Below are 25,973 nucleotides of genomic sequence, written 5' to 3'. Positions count from 1 at the left end.
TACTTCGGCTCTGAGAGCAAAAATAAGGTGTAGAGCGTGCTATCGCACTGGGCTGTAGATGGTTTTGATAGCTCACGCATGGCCTAGCGATCACTCAGAAAAAAGGGCTCTTATCAGCATACAGGCTGGCTACTCTGTCAATGCGTAAGTCCTAAAATCCTCACTTTCCAATAAGAACTTAGAGATGGCGTCGCCCCTGAAGGTATCAACGCCTAGAGAGACGATTAAGTATTGAGGGTTCTGGCTTTCTATTTTCTCAAGCGCTGCGTCTAAGACGCGCGTGTACTGGTCCCACGTGGTGCCGCGAGGCAGCGGAAAGTTTGCATTCTGCCCCGGCGCGTTTTGGCCGCCAGTCTCGTCGGCGTAACCGAGAAAGTAGGGATAGTCGTGAGTAGGATCGCCGTGGATGGAGGCAAAGAAGACATCTGCTCGGTCGTAAAAGATAGACTGCGTGCCATTGCCGTGGTGGTAGTCTACATCGAGGATGGCGACGGTTGCGGTGGGGTCGTGCGTTCGAAAGGCTGCGGCTGCGATCGCCGCATTATTAAAAAAACAATATCCCCCGCATATATCCCAGTGAGCGTGATGTCCCGGCGGGCGACAGAGCGCAAACGCCATTCCCTCTTTGCGGACAATTTCTTTTCCCTTAAATGCGCACCAGGCCGATCCGATAGCTGCATTCCAGGTACCTGCTGTGATTGGGGTACCTGTGTCGAACGAATAGTAGCCCAGTTTTGCATACGGACTAGCGGGTTCAGCGCGATCTTTCGCAAGGCGATTAAAGGTATGAGGTAGGGCATACGACTGAGTCGGGACCACTCGACGCCACTCTTGAAAAATTGTTCGAACAAAGGAAATGTAGGCTTCCTTATGGACGAGTTTAATGAGCCTGAGCAAATCAGCATCGGGCTCTATCACTGTAGTAGAATCGACAAATTCCTCTCGATTGTTGTTTCCACTCTCTACAGTTGGAGCAGGCAGCGTAACAATCTCACCTAAGCTGCGCTTGCGGATTTCCTGCAATATCTTCAGTGCCCGATCAGGCTTTTCGAAGCACTCAACAAGGTTTCCCCGAAAGAATTCTCTCTCAGGCGCATGTTCATGATGCAGCAGGCTGTACACAGTCTTCATCAGCTAAGCGAGGTTGTTTCCATCCATCTCTGACTTTTCGGGTTTGAGCAGGGGGAAGGCGATCGCATCCCTGATACTCGCCGCGTCTGTCAGCACCATTACCAGCCGATCAATCCCTAAACCCATGCCGCCCGTGGGTGGCATACCGTATTCGAGGGCGGTGATAAAGTCTTCATCTACGCTGTGTGCTTCTAAGTCGCCTGCTTCTTTTTTCATAGCCTGGGCTTCTAAGCGATCGCGCTGATCAATCGGGTCAGTCAGCTCAGAAAAGCTGTTGGCCGTCTCCCTGCCGACGATGAATAGCTCAAATCGCTCTACCAGTCCTGGCTTACTGCGATGCGGCTTAGCCAGCGGCGAAATCTCTACCGGATAGTCAACCACATAGGTCGGCTGAATCAGGGTTTCTTCTACTTTTTGCTCAAAGGCTTCGTTTAAGACGTGGCCGATACTCTCACAGTCATCGACATTCACAATTCCTGCGGTCTTAGCCGCCGCTTTTGCCTTTGCTAAGTCAGTAAACTGGCTAAAGTCAACGCCGGTTTTTTCCTGCACCGCCTCGTGCATAGTAATTCGCTGCCAGGGGCTAGCCAGGCTAATCTGCTCACCCTGATAGGAGATTTCAGTGGTGCCAAGCACGTCTTTCGCAGCCTGGATCACCATGGCCTCGGTCAGATCCATCATGTCGCTGTAGTCAGCGTAGGCTTGATACAGCTCGATAGTGGTAAATTCGGGATTGTGCCGGGTGGAAATGCCCTCATTGCGAAAGACTCGCCCCAGTTCAAACACTTTTTCAAAGCCGCCGACGATCAGCCGCTTTAAGTGCAGCTCAGTGGCAATCCGCAAATACAGCTCCATATCGAGCGTATTGTGATAGGTGACAAAAGGCCGGGCCTCGGCTCCCCCTGGCTCTGACTGGAGTACAGGTGTCTCTACTTCAATAAAGCCCTGCTGATCGAGATAGCGGCGAATAGAAGCAGTGATCAGTGCCCGCTTGCGAAAGGTATTGCGCACCTCAGGATTGACGATGAGATCGACGTAGCGCTGACGGTAGCGTTTGGCTACATCGGTGAGGCCGTGAAACTTATCGGGTAGGGGCAGCAGCGATTTGGTCAGCATGGCATAGCGCGTTACCTTGACCGATAGTTCGCCTTTGTCGGTGCGCTTAATAGTGCCTTGAGCGCCTAAGATATCGCCAGCGTCGGTGAGTTGCTTGAGATGGTTGAATGCCTGCGGGTCGGCCTCGCCCATCTCGGCCTGAATGGTCTTTTTCTCCAGATAGAGCTGAATCGTGCCGGTTTCATCTTGCAGGGTAAAGAAAGCCAGTTTGCCAAAGACTCGTCTGGCCATGATGCGACCAGCAACGGAGACGGCAAAGTCTGCCTCTGCGCCCGCTTCGAGATCGGCAAATTTAGCCTGCAATGTAGAGACCGAATGCGTGATGTCCCAGCTGTAGGCATAGGGCGTCATGCCCGCTGCTTTTAGCGCCTCTACCTTTTGCAGCCGGGTCGCTCGAATGCCTTCCAGGCCGGAGTCACTGCTGTCGTTGGGAGTAGGCGAACTGGCACGATCTGAAGGCATTGACTAAAAAGCGTTTAAAGGACTCAAACAAGTCCCTATTGTATCGGCAGCAGGGCGATTTAGAAGGTCGCGGGTCAGATTGCCTTTAGGGATGGGTTTGAGCGGGTTCTGCTAGGACGCCGTTTAAGAAAATGTCGGCGAGGGTTTCGGCCATTTCCTGCATATCTTTGGGAGAGCTAGGTTCGTCACCCATCGTCGTATTGCTAAAGCCAGCAACGGTGAACATGCCTAAGAAAATGAGGGCGGCGGCGCGAGGGTTCATCTGGCGGTAGGTGCCTCTGTCCATACCGGTTTGAAAGAAGGCTTCGGCCACGTCGGTCATTTTGTCGATGACTTCGGCTTGGACGCGATCGCGCAACTCCGGATGAAACTGCGCTTCCATAAAGCACACCCGCATCATATCGGCGTTGGCATTAAAGCTGAGCATACGCTTGCGCATGACCTGAGCGACGGCCTTATAGCTGCCCATTTCGCTAAGGGCGGTGAGCAAATCGGTGAGGATCTTCATCCAGCGAAGGGTAATGGCAATTCACAAAACAATATTTTCAGAGGCAATATCTGCGGAAATAGCGCGGATATCTCTGAAATACTGAGGGTTGCGTCATGTGCAGCAGCCAAGAGAGTGCGGTTGGAAAAGGGCTGAAGCCGGGCAGACAGTCGAGAAAACTGGGATAGTGCGAAGAGCGGTTCTAGCTGGCAATGTTAGATTGCGAAGTAGAGTAGGAGAGCCAACTGGGTGATGCAAAGAGACACAGCAGAGCGGTTCAGCCCGTTTGGAGAAGCTGACTGCGAGTCAGAAGTGAAGCTGCTCAAGCAGGACTATAGCCGCTATTTTTTCTATCACACTCGGTTTAACGATCTGGCCCTTGATCCAAAGGTGTTTTTGATTATCGGGCGGCGGGGATCGGGGAAGACGGCGCTGGGGCAGTTTTTTTCTTTTCAAAAGGTGATGAATGGGGCGATCGCCATTGATGTCGATGAGCCTGCTGCCTTTGAGAAAGTGCTTGAAGACATTACGCTGAAAGTCCCCCATAGCCGCGAAGTCGCCATTCCTCGAATCGCCAAAATCTGGCATTTGGTCATGTGGTCGGTGATCTTTCGCGAACTGGAAGATCTCGATCCGCGCATCCGCAGCGCCTGCATCTTTGGCACCCGTGAGGGCAAGCTGTCTACCTTTATCCGCCACTGCCTCAAGGCCCTGCTCGACCGCCTGGTGCAAAGCGAAGACAACCTGCTCGATGAGCTAGAGAGTATTTTTGCCGATGGCCGGGTGCGCGCTGGCATGGCCGCTGTGCTAGAGATTGCTCGGCATCGTCCGGTGATTGTCGCGTTTGACACGCTAGAAAATTACGCCGTTCACGATCCGACCATGATGCAGGCGACGGCAGCGCTAATTCAATGTGGATCAGAATTTAACCGTGACTTTGCCCATCGGGGCGTACATATCAAGATTTTTGCGATGGCGGAGGTCTTTCCTCAGCTCAAAGAAGAAGTGATTCTCAATCCGCTGAAGTCAGTGCGCCATGAGGTGCATTTGCACTGGCGACCGAAAGATCTCATGCGGCTGATCAGCTGGCGGCTGTATAGCTACCTGCGGGCGCTCGATCTGCTGCTGCCCGAATCGTACCCGATTGACTGGGATAGCTCTGCCGACGTGCTCGAAAAGATGTGGTATCCGTATTTTGGCCGCACGCTGCGCAATGAATATGACCTGCCTGAGCGGACGTTTCCCTACGTGCTACGCCATACGCAAATGCGCCCTCGGCAGCTGATTGTGCTGTGTAATGCGATCGCCCATCAGGCGACTCTCAAAGGCACGTTTCCGCGATTTTATCCTGACTCCATCGTCAGCGCCGTTCAAAATCGGCAAAACGTACTTGCTGAAGAAGTGATCAACTCATACAGCACGGTTTATCCTAAAGTAGGCCGGATTGTAGAAGCGCTCTCGGGTCTGCCGATGGTTTTTAAGGGCAACCAGCTTGATAAGCGTGCGCCGATTACGGCTTCTGAGTGGCCCTATGGCGACTATTCTCCTCACAGCTTTCGGCAGTTGGTGAGTGAGCTGGGCATTGTCGGCCAGGTGCGCCATCTCAACGAGGCAGCGGGCTACGCCGAGGCCGATTTTGAATACAGCTATGAAGGCCGATTGCCACTGCTCTCAGAGCATTTGTGTGCCATTCACCCGATGTTTTACCGCAAACTGACCATTCGCTACGACCAAAGGATGAGAGTGTATCCTTTCCCAGACCATGAGGATTTCCGGCAGTGGCGGATGGCAGACGTATAGCATGAGCCTTTTTCTACTTTTAGTAACTGCTTGGATTGCGTTGGTGCTCTCTATTGGGGTAGATGCTTTGCCACAGCTGCTTTTGGGCTGGATACATTTACCGAATTGGCTGCTGGGGCTATCGCTTCTATCGCTGGTGGCCTGGTGCATAGATGACGGACCATCTGCGCCATAGGGCTCTGCAACGGTTGCCGTTAGCCGTAAAGCGGGCATAAAGATTGTAATCTCCGCCAAAACTGGCCGAAAGATTGGGTATTGTGGTTCACATGCCTGTTTACGAACCTGTTTACGAGCGGCCTGCTTTTTTTGCTGAGCCGCTGGATGTTTTGGTGATTAAATCCTACTAAATACTATGGTCAAAGATCATACGTTTGCTCAGTCAGACTTTGATTGGCAGCAACTGCGGCAGCTAGCCGGTGAAGACGTTGATTTTGAGGCCGAGCTGTTGGCTATATTTTTACACGATGCTGAAGAGAGTCTAAGACAGTTAGAGCAAGCGATCGCCCATCAGAATATCCGGGCGATAGAAGACATTGCTCACTCTCTGCGGGGAGCCAGCGCGAATGTAGGCGCTAGTGCCCTGGCCCGCGCGGCTCATCAGCTAGAGCAAATTGCCCGCAGTGGCGAAATGACTGGCACTCAGGCCCAGCTTCAGGATCTGCGCAGTCACTATCAGATAATTTGGGCGAGTCGCGAATCAGGCAATAACCCGCTATAAAGTAACGATTTTCACAAATGAAGCCCTTAGGCAGTTGTCTTGATTCAGCCAAACTGTAACAATGACAGCGATTACATGCGCTGTCATCTAATCTGACTTAACCAAGGAGCGTCGGTGTGAAAAAAATTGAAGCGATTGTGCGACCTGAAAAACTGCAGGAGGTCAAAACGGCCCTGGTGAGCATCGGGGCGACCGGAATGACGTTAGAAGACGTGCGAGGCTTTGGCCGGCAGAAGGGGCAGACCAGCACCTACCGGGGCATTTCCTATACGGTTGAGTTTTTGACCAAGAAGCGGCTGGTATTGGTAGTCCCTGACGACCAGCTAGAAACGACGTTAGAAACAATCTCGACGGCAGCGGCAACCGGCAGCATTGGCGACGGCAAGATCTTCGTCTCTGCTGTGGACGATGCGATCCGGATTCGGACAGGTGAAATGGGTGACGTAGCGCTCTAGATCAGCGCCGGCAACCAGTGAGATAGCCAGTGAGATAGCCAAAAGCAAACGGCGGCAGTTCCCAGCGGTACGCTCAGGTTATCGATGCCGTACTTAGAAGCCGATTCTAAAAGGGTGGCGACGAGGGCAACGGCGATCGCACTCAGCCAAGTGGCGGCAATTGGCCCCTGCACAACTAATAAGATCGCCGCGCAGACACTATAGCTCACGAGCAGCATGGTAAAACTGCCTTCCCAGCTTTTTTTCTCTCCCCAGATCTGGTAGGGATGCTGGCCAAATCGCTGCCCAACTAGCGCAGCGAGCCCATCGCCCCAGGTCATAATCAAAATGCCGATGGCGGCGTAGTGAGGCTGCTGCAGGGGCCAAAACCAGGCGATTAGCAGACCGATGCTAACCGCGTAGAAGAACGTGCCCAGGCTTTTGCGGCCAACGCTGTTAATGCCCGGCAGCAGTGGCAGTTGGTAAGACAGCAGGGCGACCCCACTAGATAGAACCGAAGCCGCGATGCCTGCCCAGGCCGGGACTGCTAGCCACCAGGCAATCAAAATCACATGACCCGCGCCGATATGGACAATTTTGCGGGTAATTTCGGGGCCATAGCCCAACCGGCGCGCCAGTTCGGACAGCCCGCCAACGACAGCGAGCCAGAGCAAAACGAGCGTGCATTGAAACAGTAAAGGAGACAAGAGGAGACGATATTGGTCGTCAGGCGGGGTATCGCCCAAACGCTTTGACTGCTATCTTGATGTAGAAATTACTGACTTAACTATAGAGCACGCATGGGTAAACCCTATCAGCGAGTACTGCTAAAACTGAGTGGTGAAGCCCTCATGGGAGAGCTGGCCTACGGTATTGACCCGGCTATTGTCGATGCGATCGCTCAAGAAATCGCCGATGTTGTAGCGCAGGGCATTCAGCTGGCGATCGTCGTAGGCGGCGGCAATATCTTCAGAGGCGTCAGAGGGGCCTCAGCAGGCATGGACCGGGCGACTGCTGACTACATCGGCATGATCGCTACGATCATGAACGCGATGACCCTGCAAGATGCCCTAGAGCGGATAGATGTGCCCACCCGAGTACAAACCGCCATCTCTATGCAGGAGCTGGCCGAACCCTACATTCGCCGCCGCGCCATTCGCCACCTGGAGAAAAACCGGGTGGTGATTTTTGGCGGCGGCTCAGGCAATCCGTTTTTTACAACCGATACCACTGCTGCGCTGAGAGCGGCTGAAATCAGCGCTGAGGTACTCTTTAAGGCCACCAAAGTAGATGGTGTATATGACAGCGACCCGGCCACTAACGCCGATGCCAAGCGCTATCAGTCTCTAACGTACAGCCATGTTTTGGCAAAAGATCTTAGAGTAATGGATAGCACGGCCATTGCGCTGTGCAAAGATAACAACATTCCGATCATGGTGTTTAACCTTTCGGTGAGAGGTAACATCCACCGCGCCATGATGGGTGAATCAATTGGAACCATTGTGGGAGAGTCCTGTGAAGTTAGCTGATCTCAGTGAAGTAGAAGAGGCGATGCAAAAAGCCGTTGAGTCCACTCAGCGGTCGTTTAATACCATTCGTACCGGTCGGGCGAGCACCTCGCTGCTAGATCGGGTGATGGTGGAGTATTACGGGAGCCCAACCAGCTTAAAGTCGCTGGCAAATATCACCACGCCCGACGCTAGCACGCTGATGATTCAGCCATTTGATCCCGGCTCGCTGTCGCTGATCGAGCGATCAATCTCGCTGTCAGATGTGGGGCTAACGCCCAATAACGACGGCTCGCTAATTCGGCTAAATATTCCACCGCTGACGACGGAGCGCCGTCAGGAATTTGCCAAGCTAGCTTCTAAATACGCTGAAGAGGGCCGAGTCTCGGTGCGCAACGTGCGGCGCGACGGGATTGATTTGGCACGTCAGCAGGAGAAAGACGGCGATATCTCTGAAGATGAGTCTAGAGATATGCAGGATGAAGTGCAGAGCCTGACTGACAAATATACCAAGCAGATTGACGAGGCTCTAGCAGACAAGGAAAAAGCGATCCAGACTGTCTAACGTGTCTGATCTTACGCTCTGAACCACGCTCTGAACCAGTAAGCTCTGAACCAGTAAGCTCTGAACCAGTAAATAGACCTCCACTGCGCGTTGCTTGTGCGTCGCTTTGGAGAAATGGGTGCTTCTTATGTATGACTGTATTATCGTGGGCGGTGGCCCGGCAGGTAGTTCAGCCGCCTATCATTTGGCAAAAACAGGGCGGACGGTACTGCTGCTAGAAAAGTCAGCTCTGCCACGCTATAAGCCCTGTAGTGGAGCCGTTTCTCCAAGCGTTGCTCAGTGGTTTGATTTTGACTTTGCGCCTGCTATTGACGCGCAGGTGCGGCGGGTGCGCTATACCTGGCAGCTAGGCGATGCGGTAGACGGGCAGCTAGAGACCGACCCGATCTGGATGGTGAACCGGGCGGTGTTTGATCAGTTTTTGATTGAGCAGGCTCAGGCTCAGGGCGCTCAGGTAAAAGATCGGATGGCGGTAAGCGCGATTGAGTCTCAAGGTGACAGATGGCAGGTCAACACGGCTGATGGCAGCTTTACCTGCCGTTATCTGATCGCGGCAGACGGTGCCCAAGGGCCGATGGCAGATTGGCTTGGGTTTAGGCGGCACAAGCTACGTGAAGCGGGCGTCTTAGAAATTGCGACGGCTGATCCGGTAGAAAACGGGGCTTTTAGCTTTGAGTTTGGCTTGGTGAAGAATGGCTGTCTGTGGAGCTTTCCTAAACGGCAAGGCTACTCCCTGGGCATCGGCAATTTTATTGGCAGCCCGCCTAAAGATATCAAGACGCCGCTGAGTCAGTATGCGACTGCTTTCGATCTGAGCTTTGAGCAAGGCGAACTGTACACCCACCCGCTGAAGCTGTGGGACGGCAATCACGCGCTGCATACCCACCGTGCTTTGCTGGTTGGAGAAGCCGCCGCAATTGTCGATCCGCTGACGGCAGAAGGCATTCGTCCGGCGCTGTATAGCGGCATGGTAGCGGCCCAAGCCATTGACCGCGCCCTGAACGGCGAGCCGGATGCGCTGATTGACTACACCCAGACCATTCACGAGAGCTGGGGAGCGGATATGCAGTGGGCACAGCGGATTGCCAACGTGTTTTTCCGGCTGCCTAAGGTGGGCTATCGGGTGGGCATTAAGCGACCAACTGCGACCAAGCGACTGGGGCAAATCTTAGCAGGTGAGGTGAGCTACGCCGATATTGCTAACCGGGTGGTCAAGCGGATCAGCACGAGCTTTCTGCCGGGGCGGGGCAGCTAGGCGCGGTCTGTCAGCATTGTCTGTAAAAGATCTATAGATCTTGCGGCGTGTCGGGCGCGACTTCTATGCCCGGATTGCGCTTGGCTATAAACTGGTCGGTGATGAGATCTTCTATGTCGTCGAGCGTTACGCCCATGTCTTTACCCGCTTGGGTGAGGGCTGATTGAAAACTGCTGATATCGCTGCCATAGCCGCATAGCTGCGCTGCTGTCTCTGCGCCCTGCTGTGCGTTGGCTTTGGCGCAGTCAATGAGCGCAATGCCCTTCAGCGGTTGAGTCGCAGCCATAAAGTCCTTTTTATTGGGTGATTTTAGTCTTTACCCAAACTAGCGGCTTTTGCGATGTAGCCACTCCCTCTCTAGAATGAAATCGATTGTAGATAAAGGCTTTGAGCATTTGGGCGTGCCTGAGAGGGAGGTGAAGGATGGTTGAGCAGAAGTACGTGGATTACTGGCGATCGCGTCAGGCCAAGCACAGGCAAGGGTGCTAACTACGGGGAGAGTAATCGATGAAAACCTGCAATCGTGAAGCGCTGCGCGAACTGGCAGGCGATATCGAGAGCTGGGATGAAGCACAATTTCTTTATCTCTTACGAGTGTGGGATGAAGCATAATTCCTTTATCTCCTACGAGCAGTGGTGCTATGAATGCTGAGCGATCACAATGGCTCCAAACCCACACGATTTTTCGGGATTTGCCGGAGACGTTGGTGGCGGCGATCGCCCCCTGCCTGAAAGAGATCACTTTTGAAGCCAATCGCCGCCTGGTTTTGGAAGATACGCCGCCCGATGCGCTCTACATTCTCAGGTCTGGCCGGCTAGAGAGCTATCGAACCCGGCGCGCGAGTGCAGCCCAGGTTACCGAATTGCAGCCCGGCACGGTCATTCATCTGCGAGAGCTGCTGCTGGATGAAGACGCGGCGCAAACGATGGTTTCGCTGACAGATTGCGGGCTCTGGCGGCTGGACAAAACTAGATTCCAAGAGCTAGCTGAGGAATTTCCGGCGCTTAACCAGGATCTGTCACGACTGCTGGCCGATGCGCTAGAAGAAGTTTCTGAGCAGCTAGCCTATGAGCAGGAACGGCAGCAGGCGCTTTTGCCTTACCGGATGACTCGGGTAAAGCGCGGGGTGGTGGGGGGCAGTCGCTATGCGATTCGTCTGCGGCAAAATATTCGCGAGGTAACTCGGTTAGATGCGCAGGACGGTCGGCGATCGCCCGTGCTGATTTTTGGTGAACCGGGGCTGGGCAAAGATAATCTGGCAGCGCTCATTCACTTTGGCTCGGCGAATAAGGCTGCGCCGATGGTTCGGGTGAACTGTGAGACGCTGCGATCGCAAGATCTCTTTGGACGCGGAGAGCAGCCAGGACTTTTGGAATGGTTGGGCTCAGGAACGCTGCTGCTGAACAATGTGCAAGATCTTGGCGATGACCTCAAAGCGCCGATTTTGCGGCTGGTAGAGAGCGGAGAGTATCGGCCAGTCACGCGCGAGGGCGAAGCGCCAATGCCTCAGAAAACGTCTCCGGCATGGATCTTAATGGTCTCAGAGAAAGCCCTGCCAGACTTTACTCGGGTATCGGCCAAGCAGATTAAATCACCGCCGCTGCGGGTGCGCAAAGCGGATATTGAAGCGCAGGTGAACTACTTTGCTCAGTTGCTGTGCCGGCAGCGCGGTCTGTGTAAGCGGCGACTCGCACCAGAGGCTCTACGGCGGCTGCAGAGCTATGATTTTCCCGGCAATCTCACCGAGCTAGAGAGCATGGTGGAGCGGGCGGTAAGCCAGTCGGGGCAGAGCAGCGTCCTGACCGAAGAAGTCTTTTGGGCTGAAGAAAAACAGAGCCGACGCTTTCGGTTTAACTTGTTCAAGGGCTATCCGCAGCTCCGAAAGTTTGCGCTGAGTCCGTGGTGGCCAGACCGGATCAACTACGGGCTGACGCTGTGGCTTTATCCGATTGTGGTGGCTGTGCTGATGTGGGGGCCGCAAACGCGCGATCAGAATTTTGCGCTGAACATGTTTTGGGCCTGGTGGTGGCCGCTGATTTTGCTGAGCTTTCCCTTTGTGGGGCGGCTGTGGTGCGCGGTTTGTCCGTTTATGATCTATGGCGAAGTGGCACAGTTTTTGTCGCTCAAAGTTTGGCCGCGTCAGCTACAGGGCTGGCCGAGAGCCTGGGCAGAGCGCTGGGGTGGCTGGATACTCTATGGCGGCTTTGCGGCGATTTTGCTGTGGGAGGAGCTGTGGAATTTGGAAAATACGGCCTATCTCTCGGGCTGGCTGCTGATTATTATCACGGCGGGAGCGGTGGTTTGCTCGGTGCTGTTTGAGCGGCGATTTTGGTGCCGCTATCTCTGCCCGATTGGGGGGATGAATGGTCTGTTTGCTAAGCTTTCGATGGTGGAATTGCGGGCGCAGCAGGGGATTTGTTCGGCGAGCTGTAATACCTATCACTGCTATAAGGGCGGCCCGGCAGAAGGCGAGGGACAGGCGACGGGTGGCTGTCCGGTGTATTCGCATCCGGCACAGCTCACAGATAACCGTAACTGCGTGCTGTGCATGACCTGCCTGAAGGCCTGTCCGCATCAGTCGGTAGAGCTGAACCTGAGACCGCCGGGGATTGGGCTGTGGACGAGCCATGCGACTAGCGGCTATGAGGTGGCGCTGCTGCTGCTGCTATTGGGAGCGGTATTTTTGCATCGACTGCCAGCTCTGACGACTTTGCTATTGGGGGATGCTCGGCTGTTAGAAAGCTGGAGTGGGCACGCGATCGCCGCTATCATCGCTTTATTTTTGCCGGGGGCGATAGCGGTGGGCGTAGATTGGGTGCGATCGCAATTGCAGGGTACCGGTGCCACTCGCACTTTTTTAGAACTTGCCTATGGCTACCTGCCGCTGCTGCTGTTTGCGAGCCTGGCTCATTATCTGCTGCTTGGGCTTGCGGAGGCGGGGCAGATTGTGCCGGTCTTTTGGGCTACCTGGGGTCTGCCGATGGCCGGTGGCAGTCTAGTCGCGCATCCGGCGGTCATTGCTTTTTTACAGGGCGTCGCTTTAATCTTCGGCGCTTTTCTCAGCATTCTTCTCACTCAGAAAATAGGCCGACAGTCCTGGCGCAAACTCGTCCCGCAACACGGCATGACCGTGGGGTTCACCGTTTTGCTCTGGCAGCTAATCGTCTAGGGTCGGCGTGAGTGGTCAGGCTGCTGCCAAAGGACGCTACGGCTTTCCTTCAGGCATCGTGCTTTCTACCTGGCAGCAGTCTAGAAGCGGCGCGGCGGTGAGATCGAGAAGGTCGAGGTCGCTGAGGAAGGTGGCCCAGTCTTGAGCGATCGCATCGTCTTCAGGCTGAGCAATGCGCAGGGCGGCGAGTTCGGTGAGGGTGTCTTGCAGGTAGCCGTGGCTGGCATAGAGGGCAGCGCGGTTGCGAGCACTGGTCTCAGCGAAGGTGTCAGTCAGCAAAGAATCCGCTGTACGGCGTTCTACCCAACCCTCTACCCAAGTGCGATCGCTTTCATCGCAGTCGAGAATTAAAGCCCAGTGGTAGCTGGCGTCAGGTTCTAGATCGAAAGGCATAGGCACGCGGACGATGCCGCTACTGTCGGTTTCGCCGACTAGCTGACCCTGGTAAAGCAGTTGGTTCTGGCTGCCCTTGACGATAAATTCGGCAGTGCTGCCCTCGGGGAGTGGCCCCGGCAGGTAAAACCAGAGCACCGGCTGAGCTTGGGTGGTCAGGGTGCCTACCGTTTCTTCAATGCTCTGAACGCCGAGTTCTTCGACAGCTTGGCTGCTGGCGTAGGCGATCGCCGTCAGCGGAATATCAGCCTGACAGCCACCCCGAGACCCGCCACCTCGCCGCCGATCACCCGGGCGACCTGGATTTTCGAGCGTATCTGGGTTGAACTGGATGGGGAGAGTAGGGAGAGTAGGTTGGGCTTGGGCGATCGCCGCTGAAGGGACTAGCAGGGCTGGGGAAAAAACAACCGCTGAGAGAGTACTTAGCGCGACGGTAGTCATTAGCAGGCGAGGATTGTTCATGATGAATCTATCAGGCTCGAAAGCAATTATTCTGCGGAGGGGATAGTCTTCTGATTGCGAGATCTGACAGTAAGCGCTGTCTGGGCGGTCAGTCCCGCAGCAGGCAAGGCTAAAGCGCTCGGCACCCAAGGCACCCAAACGGCGGCGTACACCAGCCATAGCCAGCAGGCTAACAGCAATAGACTTTCAAATATGAGCAGTCGCAACCACAGCCCTAGTCGCCAGCGAGCGTAGCGCTTAGTGCCAATCCAACCGCCGAGCATCGCCCAGCTAGCAATCCAGATCATCTCCTGCCATTCGGGCCAGCTAGTCAGTAGCGGAATCTGCCCTAAAGCGGCGCTCAGCAGTTGACTGATCATCTGAGCTTGAAGAAAGACCCCGGGAGTCTGATCTTCTGGAAAAGATGTCGTTGTATAGGGAGTAAGCCAGCGGTCTTGGTAGCCAAAGTCGATGTCTGTTGTCCCGATCAAGACAATTCGACCTTTAACGCTGCTGCGGAGCTGATCTGGATCTTGGTTTAAAAACTCGGTGACCGTAAGACAGTCTGCTGGTGTCTCTTTTACCTCGCCGCAGGTGGTCTTTTTGGGGTCTAGTATGCGGTAGTTCAACAAGATCTGCACGCCATCACTGTCCAAGTTGTGATAGCCACCGAAAGACCCGCTGAGACGCGGCAGGGGCGCTGCCCCAATAAAGAGACCGCTGCTACGGGAAATGTTATGAACTTCTTTTAGATAGCGCTGGGCAATAACGGTGCTAAAAGTCTCGCCAGGACAAAGGAAACCTGGTATAGGCTCCAGATAGAGCAGATGGCGACGCAGTTTTCTGCCGCTGTCTTTGTCGGTGACAAAGTCGTTGGCGGCGATGCGCAACGGGCTCTCAATTTCGGGCGGCGGGGCTTTGCCAACGGCCTCTGTTGTCGGGTCTGGAATTTTGCAGATTGCAATTAGATTATCAGTATTTTTGAGCTGCTGAGCGAGGGCCGGATCTTGGGCTGAAAAATTGCGGTAAATATCTAGCCCGATCAGCTGTGGCTCTAGGAGAGTGAGCTTGTTGAGTAGGGCTGACAGGGTGGCATCAGAGAGAGAACTGCTGCCGGTGGTGTTGGGTCGTCGGTCGATATCGTCGCTGGTATTGGTGATGATCAGCAAGCGGCTGTCTACGGTTTCGGTGGGGCGGCTGCGGAGGAAGTGATCGTAAGCTTTGAGTTCGAGAGATTCTAGGAGACCGAGCTGGCGGCAGATGAGAAGGGCGGCGGTGAGGATGAGGCCAGCGGTGAGGGTGAGTTGCCAGCGGTTGCGGGTGGGAAGAGGAGAAAAAGGGGAAGGGGGAAAGGGAGAAGGGGGGGCGATCGCAGCCTGACTACGATTGGATTTGCCTTGTAAGGAGAGCCAGGTGGGCGGGGTTTCGGCCAGGTTTTGGACGATGACGGGTAGCCAGGTGGCACAGGGGTAGCGGGCTTCGAGGCCCTGGAGCTTTTCTCGGGCTTCGCGGACGGCGATGTAAAAAGGGGTGCCTGCTGAGAAAGCGTCTAAGAATCCCTGGAGAAAGGCGTGGGCGACCTGATCGGGGACGGGTTCGCGCATGACCAGGACTTGGGGAATGTGCAGATCGGCCAGGTCGGCGGCGAGTCCTAGACCGTCACAGGAGTTGAAGATGGCAGTATTAAGCCCTCTGTCGATAGCTTTCTTGAGAGCGTGCTTAAGCTGAGGAATAGTGAGCTGGTCGGTGGCGTTGAGTGCAATTTCGCCGCTGCCTTCGGCGCAGTCCGAGCGGCTGTTGCTGTGGCCCGCAAAGAATAAAATATCCCAACCTTTGGCGTCCCAGAGCCGCTGATTAAAGGTCTCTCGGCTGGGCTCCTTTAAAAATTGGATGTCGGCGTTGGGTAGCTTGCTGAGTAGGGTTTGATCGGTTTGTGTATTGAGGCCGGTAGCGTCGCCTAAGACGGCCAGTATTCTCACTTTGCCGGAACGGGTTCCCGGATAGATAACCTGCTGGTAGTCAAGGGAGCCGATGGCGACTTCTGCCTGTCGGTAGCGCTGGAAAAACTGTAGCTCGTACCAAGGCAGGCGCTGTAGGAGCGGGTCTTGGGTCTGGAGCAAAATGCGTGCGGTGTCTTCGGGGTTGAGCTGCTCTAGGATTTTTTCACGAATAGGGCGAAAGGCGTCGCTGTTGAGCCAGTGGTGGAGGCGATCGCGCAGATCACGGCTGGCGGTACGACAGGCTTCTACCTGAGAAATATTAGAAACGTTGGTCACACCGCTGTGGGCTTCGAGACGGTAGGGCAAGCCTAAAAGCCGGTAAGTCTGCTGCCAGCGCCGGTAGAGATCTGGCAAATCGGGAGCCGCCAAAAGGTGAGCCTGCGTCTCGACTTGAGGCGGCATCCCTTCTTCGCCAATTTGCACCGCAGCGGTATAGCCAGTCTCAATGCTGCCGGGGCCGATTTTGATGACGATGCGTTTGTTCACAGCTCCTCTATTTTTTCTGGCGTCTCTGTCGGGTCGCTCTGTCGGGTCGCTCTGGGGATCGCTCTGGGGATCGCTCTGGGGGAACGCTGCTTCACCCTGTCTACAGTCTCTCAGATTGCTGTGCTAGCGCCAACTGCTTGAGTCGGCAGTGAGCTATCTAATGAGAGGGTGCGCTTAGATGACAAACTGCTCCTGGAAATCAGCATCTCCCACGCTGACTCGAACGCCAAATATCTCTCCTGGTTGACCGCTCAACCGCAGCTGAATATAGTTGTCAATCGCAGTCGAAGTAACGCTCATAAAGGTGTTGTTATGCTCGTCAAGTACGGTAAGAGTGAGCCCTGCCATCAGGTAAGGAGACTCTCCCAGCGGCCGCACTTGCAAAATGATGTCTGTGCGGCTCTCTGACTGGGTGAGGTGAACAACTAAGGCAACTTGAACGGACTGGCCTAGCTGTAGACTTAAATCAATTGTTCTGGCGCGGCTGATGGCGGTAGCAGTCGTGCGGAAGGCAAAGCTTAGTTCGGCTGGATTGATCAGGGCCTCGACAGTCTGCCAGTTTGCGGCGATGATGCCCTGCGCCCACTGGCTCAGCTGAGTCAGGGAGGACTGTACTTGCTCAGGGAATGAGGCTGTCGCGGTTTCGCGGCTGTGTAACCGGTCGATTACAGCTTCTAAAGGCTCGAATCTTTCGAGGGCGACTTGTTCTTCTTCGACGGTAGGCGTAAAGCCTAAGAGGGTGGCCTGATTGGCAGCTTCGTCAATGACAACAGCTATATAGCCTGTGCGATGATGCCAGGCTTCGGGCGGGACATAGCAGGTATCTGCTTCAGGTGTTAGCGGCCGGCAGGAGAGAAGTCCGATAGCCGGTACGTCTAGGTCGGCGACATCGGTCAGCATCTGCATGAGCGGATTCCAGCTGTCGCCGCGATCAATGCGGGTAGGAATTTCCATGAGCTGCAAATAGGCGTTGACGGTACAGACGGCAATGGTATTGCGCCATATTTGCTGGGCTTTTGCTTGCAGCGGGCACTGTTGGGCAAACTGCTGAGCGATTTGCTTAAATTCTGTTGTAATGGGCAAGGTGATGCCGGTTTGTCGATAGCTTTCAGTGACCATGCGTTTAACTCCGTTGAATACCTGATAGGTCGTGATATGGGTAAGTGAACCGGGCGAGTAGACTTCTCCTGAAAACTGTTCAATCAAGCATTGAACAGCGGCAGAATAAGCGGTGAGTTCTCTATATTTCTTTCTCTATACTTCTATAGCGTGAGAAAAGGAAGATGTAGAGAATGCGCTAAGAGAAAGGGCATTAAGAGAAAGGGCATTTGATCAGGGGGAGTGATTTGGCCGATCGCTAGCTTGAATTTAGAAGTAACCTTGAGACTGACCGAAGGCGCGTAGCTGGGGTAGGCACTGCCGCTGGTAAAAGCTGCTGAGTGTGCCGATGGAGATGCCGTACTCAGCTGAGAGGGCTTTCCAGGGGGTTTCTGGCGGTAGCCGCTTGAGAATGAGCCCCTGGGCGGTGACTTCGGGATGGTTGGCAATGTGCAGGCCAGCTAGGGTGCCGTCAGCGTCAGCATTGGCCCAAGCGCTGACCTGAGCAAGCAGGGGGGGCACGTCTGGCGGGGCGGGCAGACGGTCAATGGGATCAATGGGGTCGCCTTCACTGCCGATCCTCGCGCTAGCGGGAGAAACAGTAGTCGCTCGCTTTCTGTTTTCAGCAATTTGAAAATCTTGCAGGCGGCGTTTGAGGTAGGCGTTGAGCCAGGTAACCGGGCTGGCTACTTCGGGGTCGTAAGCCCTGCCGGTAGTGGCTTCACAGAGGTTGCGGCAAAAGTATATCCAGGTTTGCTGGAGGGCATCAGGATAGTAGGCATCTGAGGTATGCCAGAGCTGCTGATTTAGGAGGCGAATCAGCTGAGTGAGCCCTTTTTGCCGCTGCTGGCTGCCGGGGGGATGCTGACAGGCGGCTTGTACCAGCTGCAGTAGCTGGTCGGATCGCTTGCGTCTGTTGTTGCCACTTGGTGAACTGTTCATACGCTGAAGCAAGGTGTGTTGACGTGTAGATGCACCCATTCGACCTCCATTGAAACTGTACGCTTAAATTACCTATCAGGTGCAAATTCGTAAGTTCTGCGAAGGCGCTTAATTTTGTCCAGTATCGCCCAAAACAGGGTGCCAGCGAGACTTCTGGCCCAGACTACCTGTGAATTTACGGATGTTTTTGGAAACTGTAGCTACTAACGGCTCACGACTAGTTCAATCGGGTTGTACCGGGATCGCCTCAATGCTGACGAAAAGTGAGTTGAGGCCATCAGGTAAAGATTTTAAGAAAGCACCCTGACTAACTATTGACCTACGGAAAAGTTGATCAGCCTGGCAGCGCGTCAGTCTGATCGGCGGGTATGAGCCTGGTTTGCTAAAAATGTTTTTCACCTTGTGAACGTTATGAATATCCGCAATGCTTTTGAGAATACGGTTCGATTGGCACGCGCTGTGAGTCAGCGCTTGGGTCAGCTACCGGGTGGGTCTACCCCAGCCAATCCGGAGGGAGAGCCGTCTAACCCACCTGAGATTATGGCGGCAGGAATGTCTCGAACTTCCAGTCGCGGGCCGAAGCCTTTTTATATACCGCGTAGAAGGCGCTAGCGGGCTGCATTTGACTCGGTATACTGGAGGCGATCGCTCCTCGCTGAGAAGTAAAACCCATGTTTCCTGTAGCGGCGATGCTGCCCTCTACTTACGCGGTGACTGATGTGGTGACCCGCACGTTAGCTGAGAGTGCCTTTGGTGTTGAGATAGGGCGGGTTGAGGTAGGCCAGGTTGAGCCAGTTCAGCTAGCGCAGGAGCCTCAGAGCGCCGCTGAAGATGAAGTTCTTCAACAGTTAGCGGTGGGCAGTGAGCAGAGCCAGGCTGGAGACTTTGAGGCGGCTATTGCTAGCTATCGTCAGGCGCTGGTGCTGATTGACCAGCAAGCGCCGATAGATTTAGCGCTCAAAGGAAGTGCGTTGAGCGGGCTGGGACGTGCCTATTTAGATGCTGAAAAGTATGAACTAGCGCTGCCGGTGCTGGAGTCAGCATTGGCGCTCTATGAGGCGATCGCCCTAGATGATCCCAATTTTAGCCCTACAGATTTAACCGATGCTCTGGTTTCTGTGTATAACCTGCTGGGTAAAGTTCACCATCAGATAGCGAATTTTGCGACGGCACTGGGATACTACCAGCGAGGGCTGACGCGCGATCGCTCAGCTACCCGACCCGAGGCGCGAGCGGCTTTACTGCACAACATCGGCGCAGTGGAAGCGGAGATAGGTCAATATGCTGAGGCTGAGGGGGCGCTGCAAGAGGCGGCTCGTTTGAGCAAGGCGGTGGGGTTTACGAGTCTGGAGGCGAGCGCGATTTTTACGCTGGGCTGGGTGTACGACCGACAGCAAAACTATCCGCAGGCGATCGCCAGCTACCAAAGCGCCATAGCCCTGTCCAAAAGCAGCGGCGAGATCAGCCGCGAGATGCGGGCGCTGAATAATTTGAGTTCGGTCTATCTCAATCAGGGTGATCTGGCGGCGGCTGAAGAGATTTTGGCGCGAGGGTTTGAACTACTCTCTGAGCAAGACGATGCTCAAGAGCGGGCGATTTTGCTGAATAGTTTGGGGGCTTTGCAGCGGACGGCGGGCGAGTTTGAACAGGCTTGGTCAACGCATTTACAGGCGCTGCGACTGAGCCAACAGACAGTCGATGTGCAGGGCCAGATAGAGGTGAAGCTGAATTTGGGTTGGCTGATGGAGGGGCAGGCACAGCCGGATTTAGCGATTTTCTTTTACAAGCAAGCGATCGCTCAAATTGAGAGCATTCGGCAAGATCTCAGGCAGCTTTCGCAGGCGATGCAGCAGCGCTATACGTTTACGGTTGAAGATCTCTATCGCAATTTGGCTGATTTGCTTTTGCAGCAAAACCGGGTGGGCGAGGCGCTACAGGTGTTGGAGCTGCTGAAGCTGCAAGAGGTAGAGTCTTATTTGCACGGCGGGCAAGCTAGCCAGGAAACGGGGCTAAATACGCCAGCAGAGACGGGGCTATCAGCCGAATTTGATGATTTGCTGGCAGGGAATAAGCCCGATATTTCTCTGGCAGATTTTATTGGGTCGGCGGCGATCGCCCTGAGCGATCCTTCGGCAGCTTCGACGGAGAGTGCTTTTAAGCTACGGTCAATTGATGACTTGCAGGCGGCTTTGGCTGAGCAGCCGGTGAAGTCGGCAGCGCTTTATCCGCTGATTTTGGGCGATCGCCTGGAGCTGATTTTGATCACGGCTGATGGCCCGCTGGTGCATTACACCACGGCGGTATCGCAACAAGACCTGAGCAGTACGGTCGGTGAGCTGAAAAGAATGCTCAGTACGGATGTGCTTGATGCCAGGCCCAGCGCCGGGCAGCTCTACGATTGGCTGATTCGTCCGCTAGAGGAAACGTTAAGCGATCGCCAAATTGAAAACATTATCTATTTACCTGATGGCGTTTTGCGCTATGTGCCGATTGCGGCGCTGTACGATGGCGAACAGTGGCTGGCGCAAAAATACCAGTCTCATAACATAACAGCGGCAGCGATTGATGATCTGACGGCAAAACCAGACTCAGCTCTGAGCGTACTAGCGGGGGCGTTTACCGCTGATATTCCGGCCTATCAGGTGGAAGTGGGGGAGCAGCGCTATCTCTATGAGGGATTGCCCGCTGCGAAGCAAGAAATTGAAAATCTGGCGGCGGTCATACCCAATACGGTGGCGCTACTAGATCATGACTTTTCACCGGGTAGTACGCTAAGCGCTGTGGGTGACCAGCGGATTGTTCATCTGGCGACGCACGCTAAGTTTGTGCCCGGTCAGCCGGAGGAATCGTTCGTTTTATTTGGCGATGGCAGTACGGTCGATATGCAAGGCATCGGCCAGTGGCAACTGCCAAATGTAGATTTGGTGGTCTTTAGCGCTTGTCAGACGGCGGTGAGCCTGGCAGGTTCGGGCCAGGAAATTTTGGGATTGGGGTTTCAGGTGCAGCAGACAGGAGCAGGGGCGGCGATCGCCTCTCTCTGGTCAGTGAACGATACGGCAACAGCAGCGCTGATGAACCAGTTTTATCTAGCGCTGAGTGAGGGGCACACAAAAGCTGAAGCTTTGCAGCGGGCACAGATGACGCTGATGGCGAGCGATCGCTTTTCTCACCCGCATGACTGGGCTGCCTTTATCTTGATTGGCAACGGACTGTAGCGCGGCGCGGCTCCTATCTAAAGAAATGGACTAAAGGAATGGAATATCTTGCTAATGTGCCACTCGGGGACGTGTCCTTGATAGAATCACGGAAGTCTATCGGATGGTTGGCTGCCGATAAAAATATACAGGAGATACCTATGGCCCTTTCAGAAGGCATTACCGCCCCAAATTTCACCGCTAAAGACGATGCTGGCAATTCCGTTACGCTCTCAGATTTTGAGGGGAAGACAGTCGTACTCTACTTTTATCCGAAGGACGATACGCCGGGCTGCACGAAGCAAGCCTGTAGCTTTCGCGATTCTTACGAGGCTTATCAGGGCAAAGATATTGTTGTCTTGGGCGTGAGCCGTGACGATGAGACTTCTCACAAAGCCTTTAAAGATAAATTCAGTTTGCCGTTTCCGCTGGTGGTGGATACTGACGGCACGATTTCGCAAGCCTATGAAGTTGAGGGCGGCGGCTATTCTAAGCGAGCCACTTTTGTGATCGATGAGAAGGGCGTGATCAAAAAGGTGTATGAGAGTGTTAAGACCGATACTCACGCGGATGATATTTTGTCAGACTTAGGTATGTAAGGGAGCCTGTAAGGAAACATATATGCGCTGTAGGCAGCTTCTACAGCCTGACTAAGCGATGACTCAAACGGTATTAGTGCTGGGCGGAAACGGTCGTATTGGTCGCAGTGTCGCTGCTGATATTCTGACCCATACGGCGGCTCAGGTGACTGTGACCGGTCGCCGGGCAGCAGCGGCGTTTGCGCTGGCTGATCGGCAGATTTATCAGCCGCTAGATTTGGGCGATGAGGCGGCAGTAGAAGCTGCGATCGCTCAGCACGATCTGATTATTCACAGTGCAGGGCCGTTTCGCAGTCGCAATCACCATGTGCTGCTGAGCTGCATAGCGCAGGGAAAGCCTTATTTAGACGTGGCCGATAGCCCTGACTATGTCACTGAGGCGTTGACCTACCGGCAGTCGGCTGAGGCAGCGGGCGTTACGGCAGTGATTAGCACGGGCATTTTCCCGGGCATTTCGGGCAGCATGGTGCGTCAGGGCATTGAGCAGCTCGATCAGGCTGAAGCCGTGCATTTGAGCTACCTGGTGGCAGGCTCGGGTGGGGCGGGTGTGACGGTGATGCGCACCACGTTTATAGAGCTGCAGACGCCTTTCCAGTCAAAAATTGGGGGGCAGTGGCGAACGATTGAGCCTTATAGCGATCGCGAGGTGATTGAGTTTCCGCGCTACGGCAAGGGCGGCGTCTACTGGTTTAATACGATAGAAGCGCTGACGGTGGCTGATACCTTTCCGGAAGTAAAGACGATCATCACTAAATTTGGCTCCGTACCGGACTACTACAACCGGCTCACTTGGCTGATGGCACGGATGCCTAAAGCCGTCTTAAAAAATCCGCAGGTAATCGAGTCGCTTTCACACATTAGCTACCGGATGACGCAGGTAACCGACCCACAGACGGGCGTGGGGATTTCGATGCGGATACAGATTGATGGGCAAAAAGACGGAAAAAACGCGACGTATTTAGCTACTTTTGACCATGCAGATACGGCTTACTGCGCGGGCAGTGGCACTGGCGCAGTGGCGCAGCTAATTTTAGCGGGCAGATTGACTAAGCCGGGCATTTGGCCGGTGGAGCAGGCACTGTCTACTGAGCTGTTTGAAGAGACTTTGGCAGAGCGCGGGCTGACGGTAGATAGGGTTTAGGCGGCGGCTGGAAAGCTGCGGTTATAAAACACCGGCTAAAATCTTAAAGAGAATGCCGTTGATGACGGCGACGCCTAGCCCACCGAGCAGGGCGCTTATAATGCCCCAGCGTAGTCTGAAACCGGGAACGAGCAGGGCAGCTAGGCCAAACAGGATGGTGTTACCAATTAAAAATACCAGACCCAAAGAGAGCACGTTGATAAACAGGCTGTTGATAAACCAGCCGGTGAGGCCATTGAGCAGGCCGAAGACTAGCGCAGCGATCGCAGTTTTGCCAAAACTCTCTGACTCGATGCCAGTAGGCAGCTTGGTCAAAATAATAAAAGTGATGGTCGTCACAATCCAGGTAATAATCAGTCCGGTCATGGGGCTATGGCTCCTAAATAATGCAAAATCAGCAGCGGTACAGACAAGCTGCACGGAGAGTATACCAAACGGATTAGCGATCGCTAGTTAAGCAGTGTTAACCCCGGTCGTTGAACTTCGCTGTTGGACCTTCAGGGGCACTGCTGGTAGTACTGTCTGAGCCGCTGCTGAAAGCTACGCCAGTGGTGAAAGAGGTCGTCGGCTTCTAGCGTGAATACTTGGGCAGGACAGTCTTCGAGAGCGATGGCGATTACACCGCGCTCAATTTTGATGCCAGTATCGCGATAGACCCAGTTCACCGCGTAGCAGTAGGCGGCGACCTGCATACAGTAGTCTTCGATCCACTCTATGCGCTTAGGACGACGGGCAGTCTTCCAATCGCAGACGCACAGCTCACCTTCGTAGCGCATGACTGCGTCCGGATAACCCCCAAACTTCAGCGGATGCCACACCGCGCCTTCTACCAGCAGCACTTCATCAATGCTAGTGAGCACAGGCTCAATAGATTGCCAAAATCCGTCTAATCCATCAGGTAGTTCGTAAGGCTCCTGCTTAAGATGTGCCTTAATGACCTTGTGAATGCGGCTACCTGAGCGAGCCGATTTTGTCGTAATCCTTTGGGCTTCAGCTTTGCCGATGCGATCTTGCCAGTCCCAGAGCCGTTTTTTGTCTTCGTAGGGCTTAGTCGCCGACAAGATAGTCGTAATGCCGGGGTAGCAGTGACCCTCTATCTCATAGTGGCGCTTGCGATTGACCGCTACTTGTTTGGCCTGGTAGTGAGGTAGCTTCATACCTTTCTTAATTCCTTTCGCCTTTTTTGCAATACCCTTCTGGGGGAGTTGAGCAATTACCTCTTATAGTAAGGTGGGTGCAAATTTTAATCGAAGGATGGATCGCTAAAGTAGAGGCTCCTACTATAACGACTTCCCAGCAGTTTAATTTTGGCGAGCGAGGCGTCGTTGCCCTTTTTCGAGGAGCCGGGGGGCTGCTCGGCTCATCAGAAAATCCTGGTTCATCAGGAATTGACACCTTAAGTGATCGTTTTCAAAGTCAGTTCCAGGATTACTTCTGGACCAGCCAAGTTTTTGATTCCTATGAAGGCGATGTCTTTGGCTTTAGGGAAGTGGGTAGCCAGCGGGCCCAGGCCTGGGTCAGCCAATTTGACACTGTTGCTAGCACTGGTGGCATAGGCTATAGCGGCGGTGGCGTATCGGTCACCCGTTTTTCAAGCAGCCAGGCTCCTAGAGCCGTGAACCTACAGCTTCAGGTAGAGTCCTACGATCCCCTTACCGGCAGTAGTTCAGAAGATGAACTATTGCCGCCCAATGTACTTAAGGGGATTAACTATTATCAGTCGCGTAACCGTTTCAACGTTTTTGCCCCTGGATACGACCCTTTCGATTTGCAGGGGGCAAAAACGGTTCGAGGCGCAGAAAACATCAACGCTGAGGTGTTGCTAGGCGATCGCGGCATTACCCATCGCAGTATTCTCAATCAGCCTCAGCTACAGGAGCAAATTGTCCAAGACGTAAAGACCTTTGTCCTAGATGACTTAGTTTTTGACCGCCAGGGAATGATTGCTCTTGAGGGGAACGCAGCCCCAGTTAATAATCTACTCAAACTGTCCTTAGGAGCCAATGATGCGGGTGGGCGAGCCACCCTATCTAATGAGATTGAGATTGACCCTGATTTCTCTTTTTCTACCCGGTTTGAGTTTCGCTTACCGTCAATGAAAACGGACGCTGGATTTGCATTTGGGGTGCGATCATTTCTACCTACTGATCAGACCTCAAGCCTATCGCTAAATTTTGATCCGTTTATCTCTCTTGATCAGCCCGGCGACACCATCGAACTTCAGCGCTCCAGCTCGACAGTCGAGCGTCTGAACCAAGTCAACAGCCCCCTAAACTTAGACAGCGGCGACCCGCTAACGGCCTGGATAACCTACGACGGTTTCACCGATCAACTAGATGTTTTTCTAGGCAACACGCTGATTCAGCCCGCTAGTCCAGTCCTGTCTGAGGACATTGATCTGTTTTCCACCGTGGGTTCAAAGGCCGTTTTTGAGTTTCAAACTTCTGTGGGGCTAGGAGCAGCAGATCTGTTAAGTTGGCAGCTCGCTACGATAGACGCCCCCCAATCAATCAAAAACTTCTGCTTGAGCGATGGGCAACGGCCCAGGGCGGCTTCTGGGACGCCCAGCAGTGGCTGTCGGGCGACTTCGATGGAGACGGCAAAGACGACTTGGCGAAGGCGTTTACTGACGGTGGATTAGCTTCGGTCGATGTTCACCGCTCGGAGGGAGCAGCGTTTGCCATAGAGCGATGGGCAACGGCCCAGGGTGGCTTCTGGGATGCCCAGCAGTGGCTGTCGGGTGACTTCGATGGAGACGGCAAAGACGACCTGGCGAAGGCGTTTACTGACGGTGGATTAGCTTCGATTGATGTTCACCGCTCGGAGGGAGCCGCGTTTGCCATAGAGCGATGGGCAACGGCCCAGGGTGGCTTCTGGGATACCCAGCAGTGGCTGTCGGGTGACTTCGACGGAGATGGCAAAGACGACCTGGCGAAGGGTGTGACCTGAATTTGATGTAGGCTTAAAAAGCGAGAGAAAATCCATATTGGTTAATTTTGGCCCAAAACTGAGCCCATCTGCCTTGGGTATAAC

The 25,973-nt window shown here is 54.2% G+C and carries 24 protein-coding genes and 1 pseudogene; 13 read left to right on the top strand and 12 right to left on the bottom strand.

Translation table 11 applies throughout. The annotated features are described in order from the left end of the window. Nucleotides 1-129 precede the first annotated feature (129 nt). The 3 genes and pseudogenes from CKL79_RS18570 to CKL79_RS18560 form a co-directional block, all read right to left on the bottom strand. Nucleotides 130-1,131: a histone deacetylase family protein gene (locus tag CKL79_RS18570; protein ID WP_121971053.1), complete on the bottom strand. Its 1,002-nt coding sequence runs from the start codon at nt 1,129-1,131 to the stop codon at nt 130-132. 3 nt (nt 1,132-1,134) lie between these two features. Continuing rightward, on the bottom strand, nt 1,135-2,709 hold the full coding sequence (lysS, locus tag CKL79_RS18565; protein WP_121971052.1) for a lysine--tRNA ligase: 1,575 nt from the start codon (nt 2,707-2,709) through the stop codon (nt 1,135-1,137). Between the two features lie 85 nt (nt 2,710-2,794). Continuing rightward, nucleotides 2,795-3,220, bottom strand: a pseudogene (locus CKL79_RS18560) (TetR/AcrR family transcriptional regulator C-terminal domain-containing protein); the annotation flags it as partial. Nucleotides 3,221-3,448: 228 nt separating this feature from the next. Here CKL79_RS18560 and CKL79_RS18555 point away from each other — a divergent pair. From CKL79_RS18555 to CKL79_RS18545, 4 genes are all read left to right on the top strand, one after another. Further along, on the top strand, nt 3,449-4,996 hold the full coding sequence (locus CKL79_RS18555) for a hypothetical protein (protein ID WP_121971051.1): 1,548 nt from the start codon (nt 3,449-3,451) through the stop codon (nt 4,994-4,996). A 1-nt stretch (nt 4,997) separates the two neighbouring features. Next, on the top strand, nt 4,998-5,171 hold the full coding sequence (locus CKL79_RS23265) for a hypothetical protein (protein WP_170944113.1): 174 nt from the start codon (nt 4,998-5,000) through the stop codon (nt 5,169-5,171). Nucleotides 5,172-5,348: 177 nt separating this feature from the next. Beyond that, nucleotides 5,349-5,714 (top strand): Hpt domain-containing protein, encoded by a 366-nt coding sequence (locus CKL79_RS18550; protein WP_121971050.1) that lies wholly within the window; start codon nt 5,349-5,351, stop codon nt 5,712-5,714. 116 nt (nt 5,715-5,830) lie between these two features. Further along, nucleotides 5,831-6,169, top strand: coding sequence for a P-II family nitrogen regulator (locus CKL79_RS18545; protein WP_121971049.1), 339 nt, complete (start codon nt 5,831-5,833; stop codon nt 6,167-6,169). Here the strand turns inward: CKL79_RS18545 and CKL79_RS18540 are convergent. Continuing rightward, the gene (locus CKL79_RS18540) at nt 6,166-6,795 is read right to left on the bottom strand and encodes a diacylglycerol/polyprenol kinase family protein (RefSeq protein WP_346427069.1); all 630 of its coding nucleotides are present in this window, start codon (nt 6,793-6,795) and stop codon (nt 6,166-6,168) included. The genes CKL79_RS18545 and CKL79_RS18540 overlap by 4 nt on opposite strands. Before the next feature lie 153 nt (nt 6,796-6,948). On the opposite strand from CKL79_RS18540, the gene pyrH reads away from it, so the two are divergent. From pyrH to CKL79_RS18525, 3 genes are all read left to right on the top strand, one after another. Then, complete coding sequence (pyrH, locus tag CKL79_RS18535) at nt 6,949-7,677, top strand: UMP kinase (protein WP_121971048.1); 729 nt, start codon at nt 6,949-6,951, stop codon at nt 7,675-7,677. Beyond that, a complete protein-coding gene (gene frr / locus CKL79_RS18530) occupies nt 7,664-8,221 on the top strand; it encodes a ribosome recycling factor (protein ID WP_121971047.1) in 558 nt (185 codons plus the stop codon). The genes pyrH and frr overlap by 14 nt, the downstream gene beginning before the upstream one ends. A 127-nt stretch (nt 8,222-8,348) precedes the next feature. After that, nucleotides 8,349-9,476, top strand: a complete 1,128-nt coding sequence (locus CKL79_RS18525; protein WP_121971046.1) for a geranylgeranyl reductase family protein — start codon at nt 8,349-8,351, stop codon at nt 9,474-9,476. A gap of 31 nt (nt 9,477-9,507) precedes the next feature. Here CKL79_RS18525 and CKL79_RS18520 read toward each other — a convergent pair whose 3' ends face one another. After that, nucleotides 9,508-9,762, bottom strand: coding sequence for a hypothetical protein (locus CKL79_RS18520; protein ID WP_121971045.1), 255 nt, complete (start codon nt 9,760-9,762; stop codon nt 9,508-9,510). 355 nt (nt 9,763-10,117) lie between these two features. Between CKL79_RS18520 and CKL79_RS18515 the strand changes: the two genes are divergently transcribed. Continuing rightward, on the top strand, nt 10,118-12,646 hold the full coding sequence (locus CKL79_RS18515) for a cyclic nucleotide-binding domain-containing protein (protein WP_121971044.1): 2,529 nt from the start codon (nt 10,118-10,120) through the stop codon (nt 12,644-12,646). A 36-nt stretch (nt 12,647-12,682) separates the two neighbouring features. Here the strand turns inward: CKL79_RS18515 and CKL79_RS18510 are convergent, their stop codons facing one another. The 5 genes from CKL79_RS18510 to CKL79_RS24245 all read right to left on the bottom strand — a co-directional run bounded on the left by CKL79_RS18510 (nt 12,683) and on the right by CKL79_RS24245 (nt 18,679). After that, entirely contained in the window at nt 12,683-13,501 is an 819-nt protein-coding gene (locus tag CKL79_RS18510; protein WP_170944112.1) for a DUF928 domain-containing protein, read from the bottom strand. A 26-nt stretch (nt 13,502-13,527) separates the two neighbouring features. Continuing rightward, entirely contained in the window at nt 13,528-15,966 is a 2,439-nt protein-coding gene (locus CKL79_RS18505; RefSeq protein WP_121971042.1) for a CHASE2 domain-containing protein, read from the bottom strand. Between the two features lie 174 nt (nt 15,967-16,140). After that, nucleotides 16,141-17,172 carry a DUF1822 family protein gene (locus CKL79_RS18500; protein ID WP_205879144.1) on the bottom strand — a complete coding sequence of 344 codons (1,032 nt, stop codon included), beginning with the start codon at nt 17,170-17,172 and terminating at the stop codon, nt 16,141-16,143. Between the two features lie 162 nt (nt 17,173-17,334). After that, entirely contained in the window at nt 17,335-18,006 is a 672-nt protein-coding gene (locus CKL79_RS18495) for a sigma-70 family RNA polymerase sigma factor (RefSeq protein ID WP_121971040.1), read from the bottom strand. Between the two features lie 538 nt (nt 18,007-18,544). Beyond that, a complete protein-coding gene (locus tag CKL79_RS24245; RefSeq protein ID WP_276300835.1) occupies nt 18,545-18,679 on the bottom strand; it encodes a hypothetical protein in 135 nt (44 codons plus the stop codon). Here CKL79_RS24245 and CKL79_RS18490 point away from each other — a divergent pair. The 3 genes from CKL79_RS18490 to CKL79_RS18480 all read left to right on the top strand — a co-directional run bounded on the left by CKL79_RS18490 (nt 18,678) and on the right by CKL79_RS18480 (nt 22,940). Next, nucleotides 18,678-21,221: a CHAT domain-containing protein gene (locus tag CKL79_RS18490; protein WP_121971039.1), complete on the top strand. Its 2,544-nt coding sequence runs from the start codon at nt 18,678-18,680 to the stop codon at nt 21,219-21,221. The genes CKL79_RS24245 and CKL79_RS18490 overlap by 2 nt on opposite strands. Before the next feature lie 140 nt (nt 21,222-21,361). Continuing rightward, nucleotides 21,362-21,799 carry a peroxiredoxin gene (locus CKL79_RS18485; RefSeq protein ID WP_121971038.1) on the top strand — a complete coding sequence of 146 codons (438 nt, stop codon included), beginning with the start codon at nt 21,362-21,364 and terminating at the stop codon, nt 21,797-21,799. A gap of 58 nt (nt 21,800-21,857) precedes the next feature. After that, entirely contained in the window at nt 21,858-22,940 is a 1,083-nt protein-coding gene (locus tag CKL79_RS18480) for a saccharopine dehydrogenase NADP-binding domain-containing protein (RefSeq protein WP_121971037.1), read from the top strand. 21 nt (nt 22,941-22,961) lie between these two features. Here CKL79_RS18480 and CKL79_RS18475 read toward each other — a convergent pair whose 3' ends face one another. Together CKL79_RS18475 and CKL79_RS18470 are read right to left on the bottom strand one after the other, a co-directional pair. Next, nucleotides 22,962-23,306 (bottom strand): phage holin family protein, encoded by a 345-nt coding sequence (locus CKL79_RS18475; RefSeq protein WP_121971036.1) that lies wholly within the window; start codon nt 23,304-23,306, stop codon nt 22,962-22,964. A gap of 131 nt (nt 23,307-23,437) precedes the next feature. Then, entirely contained in the window at nt 23,438-24,097 is a 660-nt protein-coding gene (locus tag CKL79_RS18470) for a PD-(D/E)XK nuclease family protein (protein ID WP_121971035.1), read from the bottom strand. 77 nt (nt 24,098-24,174) lie between these two features. Here CKL79_RS18470 and CKL79_RS18465 point away from each other — a divergent pair, with 77 nt between their 5' ends. After that, nucleotides 24,175-25,581 carry a hypothetical protein gene (locus tag CKL79_RS18465; protein WP_121971034.1) on the top strand — a complete coding sequence of 469 codons (1,407 nt, stop codon included), beginning with the start codon at nt 24,175-24,177 and terminating at the stop codon, nt 25,579-25,581. Then, nucleotides 25,551-25,889 (top strand): hypothetical protein, encoded by a 339-nt coding sequence (locus tag CKL79_RS18460; protein ID WP_121971033.1) that lies wholly within the window; start codon nt 25,551-25,553, stop codon nt 25,887-25,889. The genes CKL79_RS18465 and CKL79_RS18460 overlap by 31 nt, the downstream gene beginning before the upstream one ends. The last annotated feature ends 84 nt before the right edge of the window (nt 25,890-25,973 follow it).

Origin of the sequence: Leptolyngbya sp. BC1307 (assembly GCF_002286735.1) — a bacterium.
Classification (GTDB): domain Bacteria; phylum Cyanobacteriota; class Cyanobacteriia; order Phormidesmidales; family Phormidesmidaceae; genus Phormidesmis.
This window is presented reverse-complemented; position numbering and strand designations above follow the sequence as displayed.

Coding starts and splice junctions, on each gene's coding strand:
- CKL79_RS18570 (WP_121971053.1), bottom strand. CDS start 1,131: ATGAAGACTGTGTACAGCCTGCTGCATCATGAACATGCGCCTGAGAGA.
- CKL79_RS18515 (WP_121971044.1), top strand. CDS start 10,118: ATGAATGCTGAGCGATCACAATGGCTCCAAACCCACACGATTTTTCGG.
- CKL79_RS18490 (WP_121971039.1), top strand. CDS start 18,678: ATGTTTCCTGTAGCGGCGATGCTGCCCTCTACTTACGCGGTGACTGAT.
- CKL79_RS18485 (WP_121971038.1), top strand. CDS start 21,362: ATGGCCCTTTCAGAAGGCATTACCGCCCCAAATTTCACCGCTAAAGAC.
- CKL79_RS18555 (WP_121971051.1), top strand. CDS start 3,449: ATGCAAAGAGACACAGCAGAGCGGTTCAGCCCGTTTGGAGAAGCTGAC.
- CKL79_RS23265 (WP_170944113.1), top strand. CDS start 4,998: ATGAGCCTTTTTCTACTTTTAGTAACTGCTTGGATTGCGTTGGTGCTC.
- CKL79_RS18470 (WP_121971035.1), bottom strand. CDS start 24,097: ATGAAGCTACCTCACTACCAGGCCAAACAAGTAGCGGTCAATCGCAAG.
- CKL79_RS18550 (WP_121971050.1), top strand. CDS start 5,349: ATGGTCAAAGATCATACGTTTGCTCAGTCAGACTTTGATTGGCAGCAA.
- CKL79_RS24245 (WP_276300835.1), bottom strand. CDS start 18,679: ATGGGTTTTACTTCTCAGCGAGGAGCGATCGCCTCCAGTATACCGAGT.
- CKL79_RS18525 (WP_121971046.1), top strand. CDS start 8,349: ATGTATGACTGTATTATCGTGGGCGGTGGCCCGGCAGGTAGTTCAGCC.
- CKL79_RS18480 (WP_121971037.1), top strand. CDS start 21,858: ATGACTCAAACGGTATTAGTGCTGGGCGGAAACGGTCGTATTGGTCGC.
- CKL79_RS18495 (WP_121971040.1), bottom strand. CDS start 18,006: ATGAACAGTTCACCAAGTGGCAACAACAGACGCAAGCGATCCGACCAG.
- CKL79_RS18510 (WP_170944112.1), bottom strand. CDS start 13,501: ATGAACAATCCTCGCCTGCTAATGACTACCGTCGCGCTAAGTACTCTC.
- CKL79_RS18475 (WP_121971036.1), bottom strand. CDS start 23,306: ATGACCGGACTGATTATTACCTGGATTGTGACGACCATCACTTTTATT.
- CKL79_RS18520 (WP_121971045.1), bottom strand. CDS start 9,762: ATGGCTGCGACTCAACCGCTGAAGGGCATTGCGCTCATTGACTGCGCC.
- lysS (WP_121971052.1), bottom strand. CDS start 2,709: ATGCCTTCAGATCGTGCCAGTTCGCCTACTCCCAACGACAGCAGTGAC.
- pyrH (WP_121971048.1), top strand. CDS start 6,949: ATGGGTAAACCCTATCAGCGAGTACTGCTAAAACTGAGTGGTGAAGCC.